Origin of the sequence: Pseudoteredinibacter isoporae, from assembly GCF_040372805.1 — a bacterium.
Lineage (GTDB): Bacteria > Pseudomonadota > Gammaproteobacteria > Pseudomonadales > Cellvibrionaceae > Pseudoteredinibacter > Pseudoteredinibacter isoporae_A.
In genome coordinates, this window is record NZ_BAABWJ010000011.1 from 98,477 (window position 1) to 113,856 (window position 15,380).

Annotated in this window: 15 protein-coding genes and 2 pseudogenes; 10 read left to right on the forward strand and 7 right to left on the reverse strand. The window is 45.3% G+C overall.

Translation table 11 applies throughout. The features are described 5' to 3' along the window. Nucleotides 1–49: 49 nt before the first annotated feature. From ABWW03_RS18040 to ABWW03_RS18055, 4 genes are all read right to left on the reverse strand, one after another. The gene (locus tag ABWW03_RS18040) at nt 50–400 is read right to left on the reverse strand and encodes a hypothetical protein (protein ID WP_353410713.1); all 351 of its coding nucleotides are present in this window, start codon (nt 398–400) and stop codon (nt 50–52) included. A 789-nt stretch (nt 401–1,189) separates the two neighbouring features. Beyond that, a complete protein-coding gene (locus tag ABWW03_RS18045; protein WP_353410715.1) occupies nt 1,190–2,359 on the reverse strand; it encodes a serine hydrolase domain-containing protein in 1,170 nt (389 codons plus the stop codon). Nucleotides 2,360–2,586: 227 nt separating this feature from the next. Next, the gene (locus tag ABWW03_RS18050) at nt 2,587–2,838 is read right to left on the reverse strand and encodes a hypothetical protein (RefSeq protein WP_353410717.1); all 252 of its coding nucleotides are present in this window, start codon (nt 2,836–2,838) and stop codon (nt 2,587–2,589) included. A 20-nt stretch (nt 2,839–2,858) separates the two neighbouring features. Next, nucleotides 2,859–3,506 (reverse strand): LysE family translocator, encoded by a 648-nt coding sequence (locus ABWW03_RS18055; protein ID WP_353410719.1) that lies wholly within the window; start codon nt 3,504–3,506, stop codon nt 2,859–2,861. 356 nt (nt 3,507–3,862) lie between these two features. Between ABWW03_RS18055 and bla the strand changes: the two genes are divergently transcribed. Next, nucleotides 3,863–4,645: a subclass B1 metallo-beta-lactamase gene (gene bla / locus ABWW03_RS18060; protein WP_353410721.1), complete on the forward strand. Its 783-nt coding sequence runs from the start codon at nt 3,863–3,865 to the stop codon at nt 4,643–4,645. 111 nt (nt 4,646–4,756) lie between these two features. Here the strand turns inward: bla and ABWW03_RS18065 are convergent, their stop codons facing one another. After that, nucleotides 4,757–5,359, reverse strand: coding sequence for a nitroreductase family protein (locus tag ABWW03_RS18065; protein WP_353410723.1), 603 nt, complete (start codon nt 5,357–5,359; stop codon nt 4,757–4,759). Between the two features lie 260 nt (nt 5,360–5,619). Between ABWW03_RS18065 and ABWW03_RS18070 the strand changes: the two genes are divergently transcribed. From ABWW03_RS18070 to gltS, 6 genes are all read left to right on the forward strand, one after another. Then, complete coding sequence (locus ABWW03_RS18070; RefSeq protein ID WP_353410725.1) at nt 5,620–6,447, forward strand: arylamine N-acetyltransferase family protein; 828 nt, start codon at nt 5,620–5,622, stop codon at nt 6,445–6,447. Between the two features lie 55 nt (nt 6,448–6,502). Then, nucleotides 6,503–6,904, forward strand: a complete 402-nt coding sequence (locus tag ABWW03_RS18075; RefSeq protein ID WP_353410727.1) for a hypothetical protein — start codon at nt 6,503–6,505, stop codon at nt 6,902–6,904. Nucleotides 6,905–6,937: 33 nt separating this feature from the next. Then, nucleotides 6,938–7,849: a DMT family transporter gene (locus ABWW03_RS18080; protein WP_353410729.1), complete on the forward strand. Its 912-nt coding sequence runs from the start codon at nt 6,938–6,940 to the stop codon at nt 7,847–7,849. A gap of 25 nt (nt 7,850–7,874) precedes the next feature. Continuing rightward, the gene (locus ABWW03_RS18085; protein WP_353410731.1) at nt 7,875–8,465 is read left to right on the forward strand and encodes a Crp/Fnr family transcriptional regulator; all 591 of its coding nucleotides are present in this window, start codon (nt 7,875–7,877) and stop codon (nt 8,463–8,465) included. Between the two features lie 25 nt (nt 8,466–8,490). Continuing rightward, nucleotides 8,491–9,057: a universal stress protein gene (locus ABWW03_RS18090; RefSeq protein ID WP_353410733.1), complete on the forward strand. Its 567-nt coding sequence runs from the start codon at nt 8,491–8,493 to the stop codon at nt 9,055–9,057. A 160-nt stretch (nt 9,058–9,217) separates the two neighbouring features. Continuing rightward, nucleotides 9,218–10,417 carry a sodium/glutamate symporter gene (gene gltS / locus ABWW03_RS18095; protein WP_353410735.1) on the forward strand — a complete coding sequence of 400 codons (1,200 nt, stop codon included), beginning with the start codon at nt 9,218–9,220 and terminating at the stop codon, nt 10,415–10,417. A gap of 247 nt (nt 10,418–10,664) precedes the next feature. Here gltS and ABWW03_RS18100 read toward each other — a convergent pair. Beyond that, a pseudogene (locus tag ABWW03_RS18100) lies at nt 10,665–10,924 on the reverse strand (IS3 family transposase); the annotation flags it as partial. A 359-nt stretch (nt 10,925–11,283) separates the two neighbouring features. Here ABWW03_RS18100 and ABWW03_RS18105 point away from each other — a divergent pair. The 3 genes and pseudogenes from ABWW03_RS18105 to ABWW03_RS19975 form a co-directional block, all read left to right on the forward strand. Beyond that, complete coding sequence (locus ABWW03_RS18105; RefSeq protein ID WP_353410737.1) at nt 11,284–12,309, forward strand: ParA family protein; 1,026 nt, start codon at nt 11,284–11,286, stop codon at nt 12,307–12,309. Between the two features lie 61 nt (nt 12,310–12,370). Then, nucleotides 12,371–12,805: a PIN domain-containing protein gene (locus ABWW03_RS18110; RefSeq protein WP_353410739.1), complete on the forward strand. Its 435-nt coding sequence runs from the start codon at nt 12,371–12,373 to the stop codon at nt 12,803–12,805. A gap of 78 nt (nt 12,806–12,883) precedes the next feature. Next, a pseudogene (locus tag ABWW03_RS19975) lies at nt 12,884–12,997 on the forward strand (hypothetical protein); the annotation flags it as partial. Between the two features lie 978 nt (nt 12,998–13,975). On the opposite strand, the gene ABWW03_RS18115 reads toward ABWW03_RS19975, so the two are convergent. Beyond that, nucleotides 13,976–15,325 (reverse strand): KAP family P-loop NTPase fold protein, encoded by a 1,350-nt coding sequence (locus tag ABWW03_RS18115; protein WP_353410741.1) that lies wholly within the window; start codon nt 15,323–15,325, stop codon nt 13,976–13,978. Nucleotides 15,326–15,380: the final 55 nt, after the last annotated feature.

The window sequence follows — 15,380 nt, forward strand, 5'->3', positions numbered from 1 at the left end:
TAAATATATCAACAGAGGCGCCTGTGGCTCCTCTGTTGATACGCTCTATTTATTGATCATAGCAACCGGTCAGGTAACCAGCTCCACCAGCAATAGCGGCTGTAATGCCTCCAGCTGCAGCAATGATTGGACCTACTCCTTGGCCTCCAGGAATTGCTGTTACAATTCCTCCAACAGCGGCCACAGCTCCACCAACTGACACGGTAGAGTCTGCTGCCTCACAAAATGCATCTTGAGCGATCTCTTGATGAGATGGAACATTACTGCTTCCAAATGGTTTATGAATCGCATCATAAACCGTTCTGTCTCTATTAACCCAGTCTTGTTCCCAAGATGGGCCGTCATAATGAGTGCCGCCAGAAACTTTTTTAACTTCTGAAAAACCTAATTCTTTAATCATACAAATTCCCTAATTTAATTGCATTTGATCACAACTTTTCTTTAACTCCCCAACTCCTTTTGGGGCGGAGTAGGCTAGCAGAAATATGGAAGGCATTTCAATATGTGTTTATTTTTTACGACGAACATAAGGTATGAGCTATTGATGTTAGAAAGTTTTGTGGGCTCTATTAATATTTTCAAGGAGGATATGGTTCTGTTGTAGTTCTTCAGTTTGAGATGAGGGAATTAGGATAGGCCTATCGTTTTAGTTAAGCTGGGTCTGATTTTCTTGCGTCGATTCGCATTTTTTAGCTTCTCCATGTCTCCTTTTTGCCTTTGGTTTTCTTCCGGTTTATTCTGAACGTATATCGATCTCTCTTTAATAGTATTGATGATGTCTAGGTATATTGGAATTAAAAAGGTTGCATCTATCACACCATGAAACCCGAAAAAATCAGTAAAATTTATTAAGCCCTGTTCGGAGAAAGGATCAGCTTCTCCACTCAGTGAGGTTGTCGAGTTAATAAGTGAGATCGCGAAGATACAGGCGATGATGAATTCGTTGCTTCCATTGACTAGGAACCAATTTAAAAACTTGAATCTCTTGCTCTTCTTGGAAATTTCACATCCTGTTTTGAAAAACCCAGCATGAGTTTACCGTTATCAGGCAATCTTGCGAGGGCAAGGCCTGTCATGGGCATTGAGGAAAACTGCGATGCTGAGCTAGAAAGGTGTTGAGCAGTACAAGTGTTGGCGAGGGCAGGTTTGGTGAGGGTGGGGCTCACCAAACCCAATATAGGCGTGTTCTTTACGTAGCTGGTAACGGTTCGGAGGCGTTACTCACACAGGAATTCGCTTGAATATAGGCTTTTAAAGTCTTGGCCATAATGCCGCGTATTTTCCAGAATTTGTCTGGAATGTAATTGGTCGCAAACGCAATGGAAGCTTTGCATTCGGGTATGACGAGCAGATAGGCGGTGGCCGCTTTATCGGTTACGCCTCCGTGGTGCAGTGCCGTCCAGCTGCGGTCACTGTCTCCCAATTGGACCTTCCCCACACGCCAGCCCAGTGAATACTTTTCAGAGTTCACTTCACCGTTTTTCAGCTTCACAGGTGTAAACAGGGCTTGTTTGGCCTCTGTGGAGAGGTAGTGCTCGCGGTAGCTTGCTTGCGCCATGTTGACCAGGTCGCTCGGTGTGGAGATAAAACCACCCCCGCCGAATAAAAAGCTGCGGTCTCGCTGAGTGGTTGCCGGCGTATAGAGGCCGTCGCTCAAACGCTCGGCGTAGTATTTGGCTTCATGGCGTTTCCCAGCAAAAGAGGTGTCTAGTTCCGTGTGTTGCATTGCAAATGGAGCCCATAGGGAATCACGCAGAAAATCGACATAGCTCGCTCCGGCGGCCTGCTCGATAACGGCAGATAGCAAAATATAACCGTTGGAAGAATATTGGTAATTCGTACCGGGTTCAAACAGCAGCGGTAGTGATTCAAAAACATGGAATGCGTCCGTTGGGTTTTTGTGGTCACGGGGTTGATCAAATTCAGCGCGGTCCCTTTCTTTGGTGTCATGGGGAATCCCAGCCGTGTGGCTTGCCAGTTCAAGTACCGAGAACCGCGCCGTATAAGCGGGTTTTTGAACGTACCTGCTTACCGGGTCGCTCAGCTTGAGCTTGCCGTCATCAAGCAGTTTTGCGAGGGCAAGGCCTGTCATGGGTTTGGCCAAACTGCCTACTGAGTACTGCGTCTTGGTCGTGGCCGCTCGCTTTTCTTCGATATCGGCATATCCGATAGCGTCAGCGAACACCACGTCGCTTCCAATACCGATGGCCACCGACAAAGATGGCAGATGATAGTCCTTCGCTGTCTTTGTCATCATACTGGCCGTGCGCTCCTCGAGAGAGGGCTCGTTTTGAGTATCCGCAATTGCCGCGTTGCACGACAAGCTAACCCCCAGTAAACATGCTGCATAAGCCTTCATGGTCCTGTCCTTTATTGTGGTTTAAACGCTGAGTGGTCGGGCCCGTGTGAAACCGAAGGCCACCTGAGTTAGACCAACAAAAAGAGCATAGTGTTACAGTCAATTATGTTGAGCGGGAGGAAGGTGAGAGCAAAGCTGGCCAAAGGAGAGAAAGGAGCGTGTTTTAGGGGAGGCAGATTCAGCCGCACCGCAATTTTCGCGGTGCGGCTGCACGGTAAGTAGAAGGCTTAAACCATCATGTCCAGGCGGCTTAGCTTCTCAACAATATCTGCATAGTCTTCTTCATATTCCCAAAACATGATTCGACCATGGGATGAGGAAACCAGCAGGTACTGCTCACTCACGGACTGAATGCGAGTAACAGAAACCAGCTTTTTCATATAACTGTCTTCCTTAACGTGTTCGATAATTTCCTGATTGTTCTCGTCGAATCCGTGAACAATCATGGCGGTTTTAACATGAACCTCAATGTATTTCATTTTGTATTCCTGTTGTTTGCTCAGTTGTTATTTAAAGGGCGAAGTAGAGCCAGCTTTGCGCCAAAGCCAATAAAAACCACACCCGTGACAGATTTCAGCCATCTCGTGAAGTTTGGGCTCTTTGTTAATGTATTCACGCGGGCCAATAATAAGACCATCAGAGAAAACCAAATCAGATTGAGGGCGGCGTGGGCGGATACCAAGAAATACGCATGACTGGCGTTTTCGCCCGGTGCCAGAAACTGTGGGAAGGCGGCCAGGTAAAACATGGACACCTTGGGGTTCAGTACGTTGGTTAAAAATCCTTCGGCAAACGCACTGGGTACGGAGGTTTCGGCTTTGTGTGTGGCGTGAGGGACCGATGGCGTTGCTGCCGGTTGGGGTATGGCTTCTTTCAGCGCTTTAATGCCTATCCAAATCAGGTAAGCGGCGCCCAGCGTTTTAAAAATAAGGAAAGCGTGCGCGGATTGAACGAGGATAATTGAGATCCCAAATATTGACAGGGTGCCATGAACATAAAACGCGGCGACAAATCCCCAAGTATTGGCGAAGCCGGCACGATGTCCCGACGTTGGAACCGTTTTGGCAATAAGGACGCCGTTCGGGCCTGGAGACATAACCAGCAAACTGGCAACAGTGATAAAAGTTATGAGGTTAACGATATCCATTTTTTCTCCTTGATGAATGAAGGCTCATGCGAGCCGGGTAACAAAGCAGCATGCCTGTGAAGTGAAGCAGGCAGTTGTCTTGAATGCGGAAGAGGGTCAACACGCAATGAGGATCAATGCGAGCTGAAGCGGCTGAAAAACGGGCGTTTTTGTCTTTAAGGTGAGCTTCGAAAGCTCCAGAGTCAGTGTTGGACGTGAGGTGCTTGGGTTCCATCGCCTATTTTAACGAGCCCAACATGGGCTGGCAATCCGAATGTTGTTGGGGTGAACTCCAAATTTTGAGTGTTGTCCGATACCATGGCAACACTTGATCCTTCAAGGGTATATAAGCAGTAAGCAACGTAATGGAGAATGCAATGCGACTTGGCGCGAAGATTTTATGGTTATTGGGCTTAAGCTGTGTGCTGGCCTGCAAGCTGAGCTACGCATCTGAGGCAAAGCCTGATGTTGTGTATAAAGGTGTCGAGTTTACTCAGTTATCAGATACCGTTTGGATGCACACCAGCTACAAAACCGTCGGTAAATGGGGGAATGTTCCAGCGAATGGGCTCATTGTTGTAGAGGGCGAGAACACGACCTTAATAGACACCGCTTGGGACAATGCTCAAACCGAGGCGGTATTAGAATGGGTGCAGAAACACCTGAAGCGCAGCATCACACGCGCGGTGTTCACCCATGCACACGAAGACAAAATGGGTGGCGTACAAACGCTCCACGCGCAGGGTATTCAAACCTGGGCCAGCGCACTAAGCAATCAGTTGGCTCCGTCGCGAGGTTTATTACCGGCAAACTCTGAATTGACGTTTAATCAGCACGGAATCAGTGACGACCTGTCGCCCTCGCAGGTACTCTATCCCGGTGCTGGCCACACTCACGACAATATTGTGGTGTATCTTCCCGAAACGAAAATACTCTATGGAGGCTGCCTGATTCGTCCGGGCAACGCCAAGAGCATGGGCAATACCCGTGATGGCGATGTCAATACCTGGGCGCCTTCTGTCGACAAAGTAGCCCTAACATTTCCAGACGCAGAAATGGTCATTCCCACACACAGCCAGCCCGGAGATCGGCAGCTGCTTTCGCATACCATTGAACTTGCTCGTAAGCATAGCGCGAGCCGGCAAAAAGGGCCTAAGTGACGTTGGTTTTTGCCGTCGCTTTTTATTGCCGGTTATGGGCGCCTCTGTCTGAATATCAATAGCACACATTCGAAGCAATGACGTCAAAGAAATATTAAATGACGGCTATCACTAGAAGTGGTCCGTCACTACCACCTCGCTCATTGGCAACTGCCCGCCTCTTGGGTGCGCAGCTGTCTGAGCTTTCCCAAGCACAATCATCATGGCAATCAGGTGCTTTTCTGGCAGCTTGATCAGTTCGGCAACCCGAGTCGGATCAAAACCGATCATCGGGTTACTGTCATAACCCATGGCTTTTGCGGCCAGCATCAACGTCTGCGCCGCAATGCCACAGGAGCGAATGGCTTCGTCCCGTTGTAACTGTGGCTTATCACGGTAGAACGAATCGATCATCGAGAGCAGTGTGGCTTGCGTATCACTGTCGGTATTGCGGCAATAGCGCTCCGGACGGTCTTGCCATGCATTGATATCGGCACAGAGAATGATAAGTTCAGAGGCGTCGCTGACCTGCGCTTGTCCCCAGGCCGCGTCTTTAAGTGCTTCTCGCAGTTTTTGATCTTGCACACGAACAAAGCGCCAATGTTGAATGTTATAGGAGGTGGGAGAAAGGAGCACGGCTGACATCAATTGCTGGAACTCGTTGTCGGTCATGTTGGCGGTGCTGTCATAGTGTCTGACAGAGCGGCGTTGGGATATTGCGCTAAATACGTTCATAGTAGCCTCGGTAAGTAAATGCCTATGTAATTTATAGGTGAAGCAGCGTATCAAGTGCGCGAGGCGTTGGAATTAACTGAGGTTTATCCTGGAGGTATTTAATGTTGGCTTGCGATTCTTTTGAGAAGAATAAACCCAGGTTCATTACAGCGTAAATCTTCCGGCGTAATATAGACTCATTCTTGGGAGGTGGGTTGTGGAACCCGCAGGGTTCCACAACCCTAAGCCTTCAATGTTGAAATATGAATGCCGAGGTAGGTATGAAACGTCAGGATATTGCTGATCACTATCTGAAAGATCTGCAGTTGCAAGCTTGTGATGCAGCAAAGAATGAAGAGGCGATCGAGTTTCTCAAGCAATTGCAGTCTCGCCATGTGGCCACTCACAGCTTTAACAGCCTGGGTGTCGTGATGGGTGGTGAACTGTCATTGGCGCTGGAAGACCTCTATCAAAAAATTGTGCTTAACCGCCGTGGCGGTTATTGCTTTGAACACAACAAGCTCATTTATGAAGTGCTGGAAGAATTGGGTTTTAAGGTGCAATTATCACTGGCTCGCGTGACCTATAACCGCGAAGTGGATGCGCCAAGAACCCATCGTATTACGTTGGTGACAGTCGGGAGCGATACTTATGTTGTGGATGGTGGCTTCGGCCATCTTGGGGCGAGATTTCCAGTAAAACTGGAGTGTGGTGTGAGCCAACCCCAGGGAAATGAAAGCTTCCGAATAGTTGAAAAAGACCGTGGCCATTATTGCTTTCAAACGTTAAAAGAGGGTGAATTTTTCACTTTGTATACCTTCGATCGAAATACCTATACAGATTCAGATTGCCTACTTGGCCATTTCTATTCCCACCGACACCCTGATGCGGCCTTTGTGAACAATCTGGTCGTGAGCCGAAAGTTTTCCGATTGCATTCATTCATTGCGCAATGGTGATTTTCATGTGATTAGAGAGAATGAAACCTCAGTAACACAGTTGGCGGATCGCGATGCCTTGCATGAGGTACTGACTGAGACTTTCGAGCTGGAGGTGAACGTGGCCGTGTCGGGTTTTCTGTTCAGCAAATTTATCGCGCAACAGTCTTGAGGGCAAAGCCCTCGAAGCATTTGAGTTGAACAGAATTTTGATGGAGGGTGGCGTTATGTTGGTCCTTAAAAACAGTATTCAATGGATCATGCTGGTATCCGGACTTATCACCGCGACGATGTTTTACGGCCTGCTGGCGCCCGAGGCAGCGCTGTTGTCCTTTTTTGGTGAAACAACTGTGCTTGGCGATGAGCCTCTGCCACTGTTGGTGGTGCGGAGTTGGTCGGGCCTGGTGGGTTTGATGGGGGTGGTACTGATTGTTGGCTTCTTTCGGCCGCTACTTCGAGAGTTCGCGCTTATTCTGGCGTCATTGAGCAAGCTGATCTTTGTTACTCTGGTTTTTCTCTTCGGCAAGGCTTATCTGGAAAACCTGGCCTTTGCTCTTGCGATGGATATTGTAGTTATTCTGGCGGCCTGTGTGTATTTCTGCCTTCCTGATCAACGTACAGAATACTGATTCCGCTGTTGGCCTCGTTTGGAATTCCCTGGAATGATTCGCTTGAATACCATCGTGTTATTGATGATTTGGCTCTTTCTCACCGCGTCATCTTTTGTTGTTGCCGAGCAATTGTTGCCTTATGCCAATCCGATTGCGAGCACGGCAATTCGTTTTGCATTGGCGGCGTTGTTGATGCTGCTGTGTGTGCGAGGTAAATACCTCAGTATTTTATCTGGGGCCCTGGCCTTGCAGTACTTTCTCGTCAGCGTATTGTTGGTGCTGTTCTTTCTCGGCTTGTTTGTCGCTTTGGAAACCACGACGGCAGTAAAAACGTCGGTGATTTACACATTACTGCCCCTGATGACGGTACTGTTGAACGCCGTGGTGGCGAGTGTAAGAGCCTCGGTATTTCAATGCCTTGGTTTTGTACTGGGTTCGGCAGGTGCACTTTGGCTGCTGTTCGACCTGAATCGCAAGGACTTCGCGAATTGGACTTGGGTATCCGGTGATGGGGTATTTCTAATGGCTTGCGCCAGTCTCGCCTTGCATGTCGTATTGCTCAAACGTTGGTTCGCGGGGCGGCCTCCCGCGCAGAGTGTTTTTACTATCCTGGTGTTCGGTAGCTTCTTGTTGCTGCCCGGGTTTATATTCTGGGGTGAGTCAGAGACGATTCAATGGCAAGAGTTTGGGTTTTGGTGGCCGTTGCTGTATCTCACTGGGTTTACCACCTTGGGAACATTTTTCTTGCAGCAGAAACTACTGCAAAGATTGTGTGCCAATGACCTGCTGGCGACCAGTTACCTGTCACCGGCGATTGTCGTGGGGTTGACGGCGTCTTCCTGGTTTCTGCAGGGCAGTAATGGCATTTGGGGGATCGCGTTGACCCTGCTTGGCATGGGGCTTATCTTTCAGGGGCGACCAGCCGAAAACCCTTCTAAGAGTCTCGCTAAAATGAGACACTGAATCAAGCAGAAAGGAGCAGCAAACCGTGCATATCCCTCGGCAAATGAGTGAATTTGTTCGCTATTTTTCAGGTTCAAAACAGACGGTTGAAGAGGCTGATTTTGCAATATTTGGTCTCAACGGTGAACTCAAGCATTTCAAAAAAGGTGAGTGCTTGATTGAGCAGGGCCTCGGGGCACCCAACATCTATTTTCTGACCACAGGCCTGGTGCGTTATTTCAGTGTGTCGGAAGAGGGCAAGGAGTTTACCCAATCGTTTTCCAGTGCGCCCGGTATCGCAGGGTCGACCAGGGCCATGATTTTGGGGACCGAAGCCTTGTTTTCCATCGAAGTATTGGACGATGTGCTTTGTTGGCAATTTGAGTGGCAGCCTTTCTTTAACACCATGAAGGGTCAGCCCGGTTTTCTGGAGGCTTATAGTCGCCTGATGGAGCAGATGTTTGCAAACAAAGAAGCACGAGAATATTACCTACTTCAAAAAAGTGCCGAGCAACGCTATCTGGAGTTTGTAGACGAGCATCCAGGGTTGAGTGAGCTGGTGCCCTTGAAAGTCGTGGCATCTTATATCGGCATCACGCCCATAGCGCTGAGCCGCATCCGTAAGAAGCTGAAGTAGGTTTGTCTGTAGGCATTCAATTTGGATGGGAAGGGCCGATTTCCTTAAAACATCAGCGTTGCAAAAACGCCTTCCCGGCAGGCCTTTAACCCGGCTGCATCTCCTAATCCTTTACAGCATTGACTTGACTCAAGGAATGGCTAGGTTTTATGGTGTATATATTCTGTACAATGGACAAAACAGTGAAGGTGATAAGATGTATAAAACGATTATCTGCGCGATTGAAATTGGTCAGGAAGGCAAGGCCGTGCTTTCAAAGGCACAAGAGGTAGCGAGCAAGTTTGACAGCAAGTTAGTCGTTGTAAATGTCTTGCCTTATTCACTGCTTCCAAAAGATTATCAAAAAGAGCTGAAAGAGAAAGCAGAGCCCAAATTCAACAAAGTTTTGGCTGAGTTTGATATATCAAAAAAGAACAGCGTACAACGAGTCGGCAAGCCCTATGAGGTTATCTGTGATGTGGCCGAGAAAAAGCATGCCGATCTGATTATTCTCGGAACCCACTCGAAGACCGGCATCCGTTCCCTGATTGGGTCTACAGCCACAGGCGTTGCAAACAATGCGCCCTGTGATGTTTCTTTGGTTCGAATCTAAATTTTATCGTAGCCGGCAGGGCAGCATTCCTAAAGCCCTGTCTCATATCTGTGGTCACAAGGTCTAATTAAAATAATAAGCGAGTTGTCTTCGGCTTACATACGGTGTTTGGTTCAGGAAACAACATAACTCAAGCGACTCAAAACAATGAGATGGGTAAATGAATCAGTTTGTGGTGGATGACTTTCTAACCTTTACCATCAGTATCCTGGTGTTTTTTGCTGGCGTTCATATCAACAGGCGAGTGGGTTTTCTCCGCAAATACAATATTCCTGAGCCGGTAACCGGGGGGCTGATCGCGGCCCTTTTAGCATTGGTGGCATTTGGGCTGACTGATACAGAAATCATCTATCGGTTGGATACCCGGGATATTTTGCTGGTCTATTTCTTCACGGGAATCGGTTTGAACGCCAAGCTCTCTGATTTAATTTCTGGCGGTAAGCCGCTTTTGATTATGTTGGTGTTAACACTTGGTTATATCGTCGTTCAGAACACCGTGGGTATTCTGGGCGCCAAGTTGGTTGGGGCGCCAACACCAATTGGTGTTTTAGCGGGCTCCGCCTCGTTGATAGGGGGGCATGGTACAACCATTGCTTGGGCACCTGAAGTTGTAGCCATGGGCGTGAAAAACGCTCTAGAGATTGGCGTGGCGTGTGCGACCATCGGGCTTGTTTTGGCGAGCCTGATAGGCGGCCCCATTGCGCATATTTTGATAAACCGTTATCACCTTAAAGGCGATTCACAGGACACGCCCATAATCGGGGTTCCTTTTGAAAAAGAGGAATCCAGCACCATTGATCATCTGAATTTGATGGCCGTGTTTTTGACGCTCCACGTCACTATTATTGTGGGGTGGTTCGTTAATCAAGCTGCGACCGAACTGGGTTTGAAATTACCATTATTCGTCACGTGCCTCTTAGCTGGCATCGTATTATCCAATACCATTCCCACCTTGCTTCCAAAAGTACGCTGGCCCGCGAGAACAAAAGCCCTAGCCGTTGTGTCTGATTTTTCTCTTGGGTTATTTTTGGCTATGTCACTTATGAGCATGCAGTTATGGACCATTGCCGGTTTGGCTGGGCCATTGCTGGTGATTTTGTTAATGCAGACGCTATCTGCCGTTCTGTTTATATTGTTCGTGTTGTTCCCGTTGATGGGGCGTGATTATCAAGCCGCAGTCTTAAGTTCCGGGTTTGGCGGTTTTGCATTAGGCGCAACGCCTACAGCCATTGCAAACATGACCGCTGTGACTAAATCGCACGGGCCAGCGCCATTGGCCTTTATCGTTTTGCCTCTGGTCGCAGCCTTTTTTGTGGACATCACGAACTCATTTGTAATCCGCTTTACTTTATCGTTGTGAATTTGAGGTTTGTCATTGGCTTTGTAGTTAAAGCCTGAATGGCACGTGATGATTTTTGTTTAAGGGGAAAATCCTGGTTTTCAAAAATCGTGTCTAGTGCCGGGAACTGCATGGTCTAATTGGAACAGTAGGTTAGGTAACAACTTGTACACGAAATTGCACGTATGTACATAGCTAATGTTCGTGAAGTGTTCTTTTTAGTTCTTCTAATATTGATATTGAGAGCGCCTTTAGCGGGTTTAACTTAGTATCGATATGCTGTGAGACTGATACCCGTTAGCTTGCGTACTGCCCGCTCACTAACGTGGTGGACCGTGATCATGTGCCTGGAAGCCTGCTGAAGACTGGCGGGCTTCACCACTTTTTTGAGAGAAAATCCTTCATTGCTTCGTTTTCTAATAGTTTTCCGGCCAGCAATTTCTTTAGTTTGTTGTTCTCAATCTTGGCTCCAGCTTCATGCTTTTTGATGGCCTTGATAATCTGTTCTTCGGCGTAGCGCTTTTTCATAGTGAGGTCTATATCCCGTTAAGTTAATTGGAAATCTCATTCGGGTTATGGTTTTAATTTGAGGTAAAAGGTCAAGTGGTGGCCACTAAATGACAGCATTTCTTGTCCGTACATACGAAATCGGCTCTGTTTGGATTACTGGTAGAGGTAACTTCCTGCGTGATCTTCATAAGAGCTTGTTTCGTTCCTCATTTCGCATTACGCTTAAGTATTGATTCTATGATTTAAGTTATTTTTCAAAAAAGATTATAAACGTTTTTGGGATTTAAATTTGCGTTGTTCTTGATGTTTAAAAGTTTGTAATACGAACTGATTTGAGTTCGTATTTTGACTGTAAAAATTCTTAACAAGGAAGTTTTATGAAAATAATTTCTCTTTTTAATCACAAAGGTGGTGTTAGTAAAACTACCACTGCATTTAATTTGGGTTGGATGTTGGCTGAACAGGGGCATAAAACACTTGTAGTTGATGCTGATCCGCAATGTAACTTGACCGCTCTGGTTTTAGATTATAATTCGGTGGATGATATTGAAGACTTTTATTCGGAAAATCCAGGTTGCGATATTGCCTCAGGGTTGGATCCAATCATGGCTGGTAGCCTATCTGGAATCTCCTCGGGAACTCCCAGCCAAACTGACAATGAAAATCTATTTCTGTATTGTGGTAATTTAAAGCTTTCCGAATTTGAAACTCAGATAAGCGTCGCTCTAACAACTAGTCAAGCTATTCCTGCTATAAGAAATATTCCCGGTAGTATAAATGAGCTTTTGAGAGCAACTGCTGAGAAGCATGATTTTGAATATATTATTATAGATATGAGTCCCAGTGTTGGGGCTTTAAATCAATGTTTGTTGATGTCGAGCGACTATTTTATTGTGCCGACATCACCAGATTTTTTCTGTGCTCAAGCTATAAAATCTTTAGCTAGTGTCGTTCCGAAGTGGAATGATGAGGTTGATCGCTTTAGAGGTGAAGGGATTGATTATAAGTTTCCTCAAAGGCCTCCGAAGTTTCTTGGTTTTATATCTCAAAGGTATCGACCAAGAGGGGGGGCTCCTGCCAAGTCATTTCAAAGGTGGATCGATGTGATTAAACACACGGTTAGTGAAGATCTAATACCAGCTCTCCATCCTTTAGGAATGTCTGTTGAACTAGAAGTATTCAGGAGTTGTGTTTCAGGGGATGAACCTTTCAATCTGGCAAATGTTGCTGACTTTAACTCCTTGATTGCTCAATCTCAAAAGCACAATGTTCCGGTTTTTGCTTTGGCGGATGAACAGTTGGAGCAAAGCGGTGTAATTTTGGAGAAGATGATGGGTAATAGGGAAAACTTTAGAGCAGTTTTTGCTACGCTCGCGTCAGATATCCATAGTTTGACGGAATGAGTTTCTCTTTGGAATTTTGACAAGCCGACTAAATCATTAGTCTTAACTAGGGGCAGTTCAAGTGGGTAAAGTCATATTAGATACAAATGTCTACGATAAAATTTATGCAGATACTGTCATCTTGAATACCCTGGTTGGTCTAGTAGATTCAGGAAAAATCGAAGTGCTCGCCCCGAGGGTGGTAAGGGATGAATTGGAAGCTGGCCCCTTTGGTTGTGTTCCGAATGATTTTGATGTCACTCATGTCCCCGATGGCGTGGCAATCGCTAGCCTCGCTGTTCCGGACGATTGTGTTGTGAGTGATGGTGTTGAGTATTATCAACATAAAGGGAATTCTAACAAATCTAAGGATGCGATTATTTCTCACACGGCACTTCATTTCGCAGATATTCTTGTGACAGAAGATAAGAAGTTTAGGAAGAGGATAGCTAAAGTGGATTCTGGTTTTAGGGCTATGACTTATTCTGACTTTTGTCATTATTTACATGGTCTATGATAAAAGCTTTATGTGTTTAAGAAGTAAGACTTAAATGGAAGCAATATTTGACAACAGTGGGGTCGTGGTTGGTTAAATGGAAATACCATTTTAGATATACAAAATCAATGTGTGGAATTTATCAATAACGGTAATGTGTTTACTTGCCAAGGAGAGTATCTGGGTGTTCTAGATTGTGGGGTTTTTTCGTGATAAGCAGGGCCATTGTGTTACCTTCTTGAAGGGCGCGCAAGGTGGTCCAATTCCGCTTGTTCCAGCGATCCTGCCAATTGCCCCCATTGGCAGTTTTCAATGGAGCAATGAATCGTGGGAACAGTTTTATACGCATAAAGATATTATAAGCTATATAAGTCGCCACAAGTTCTCTAGAAATCCAGCAGTCATGGGTACTTTCGAGCTACCTTATGGAGGGAAGTTATTCTCCAAACGGATAATGATTTGATTGTTGGCAAATATCCTTAATTTCGTTGTAACTAATCGACTACACTAAGGTCGTGAGGTTTGGGAGTGTCGGTATATCCTAATAATGCTATTCCATTAAACGTCAGTATTGGTTTAATTTTCACATCGTGTTTGGATTTTATGTATTTTGTAGTTCCGTAGTATGGTTTCTCAAAATATCTATTCTCTGAATATGTTTTAGTAGCCTATCTGATTTTCAGTTTCTTCGTACAGCCCCTCGAAATTCGTATAATTGTTTAGCCATGTCGCCACTATTTTTTTGCAAACACTAACTTCTTGTGTTCGATGTGACCTTTCCTCTGCATTAGTACCATTCGCAGGATGAGATTTTCATAAGTTGGGGGGCAGTTGTAGTGCCACTTGCTAGTTGAGTTCGGCAGGCTCTTGAGTGGGCCCTTAGTCAGAAGCTGAGAAACTAACTTTCGATAAATTTATAGCGGGTAGGGTTATATTTCTGAAACTAAGAATGGAAAGGTTAGGCATATTCCTATCGATGAAAAGTTATTTAAGTCTCTGAGGGGGCGTAAAAATACCGTCAGGATAGGGTGTTTTTAACTGTCTTTCGGCTTGTAGTGCTGCTGTAAGTCGTGCCAAGATAGATTTTCCTAAAGGGGAAGTGGCCTACGTGCTTCGTCATACGTTTGCAAGCCCTTTCATTATGAATGGCGGTTTGGCCCTCTGTCGAAGGCCTGATTGTTGATTGCTTAATTATTTTTGGTTGAAAAGAGACATGGTGTTGAAAGTCTCGAGTACTAAGTTGGTTGGGTCTATGGCCAATTCTTCTTCGAAAAAATCACGGTACAATTTTATTTTTTCTTGGTCTAAACTGTATTTTACTGTCTTATCTTCTATAGCGGCAAGTGCTGATTTGAGACCTCCAGGAGTTGAAACGCAAGTGTTTAAGAGGTCGTAGGCTTTGTTCAGTTGGTCTAAGTGTTTGGGTCTTTTATTTTCCCTGTGGTGGATGCATTTTCCTATTTCATTTATAACTGAGCTTGCAATACTATCTTTTGTCTCTGGTTTGGCCATGTTTTTGTTGATTGTAAAAATAAATAGAGTGCATAAAATTATTTCAGTATTAATGTTGGTTTTGAAATAGTTCTTTCTATTCATGCTTATTAGCACATTAATATTTTTAACTAGTCGCTCGGCTGTCCTAAGTGATATTCCATGAAGTGATATTAGATCGGCGAGAATTTGGATTTTTTCTTCATTAAGTGGGGTTGTTTCTAGATCCCTTGCAATTTCGTTGGTTTCCCTTTCTATTATCTTGGCTATATATCTAAAGGTCGAATGCTCTTCGCCAGAATGGGTGGGGAGTGAAGTTGAGTGTTTGATAAATTTTTCGAGATAAATATCGCTATTTATGTCGCCATAATTTTTTTTGATGATCGCTTTGAGTTGCTCTAAACTTCCTATTAGTACAAATTCCATTTCAGGGATGTCGAAGATGTGTTTTATAGATTCTAAGACCGAAAGGGCATAATCGGGCCTGCATCTGTCTAGTTCGTCGAGTATTATAATTATTTTTTTTGCTTCTGCTTGAGCTAGTTCGGATAGGATTTTTTTTAGAGAAGCGGATTCCTCTTCGACTCTTTCCTGTTGGGATAATATATCTTTGATATATTTATCTCCTTCTTCCTCCAAGTCCTCTTCTAGGTGTTTGCCAAATTCTTCAGCATTTATTTTGAGCACAGTTTTCAACGCAGCACTTGCTGATACCTGTACTAATGTTTTAGCGACGTTAGATATTTTATTGAGAATTTTCTTCTTGTATTCTGGTTTTCCATGAGACAATAGTTCTATTGTTTTGGACAGGATTGTTAACCTAGCTGTGTTTAAATGATCGTGCTCAAAGCAGTCAATATAGATCGATAGGACTTTTGTGGAGTGCTTGTTCTCTAGTTCCTCTTTTAGAAGTTGTGCAAAAAAACTTTTCCCTGAACCCCAGTGTCCATCGATTAAAAGAGGGAATATGTCTAATTTGGTGGTTAGTGCATTGGCAATTTTTTCGGCTACGACATGCCTATCGAGAAGGTCCATTTCCTGGTGTTTCAATTTGTAGATCCTTTACATGTTTTTGATGGTAGGACGTTTGTGGGACATATTTTTA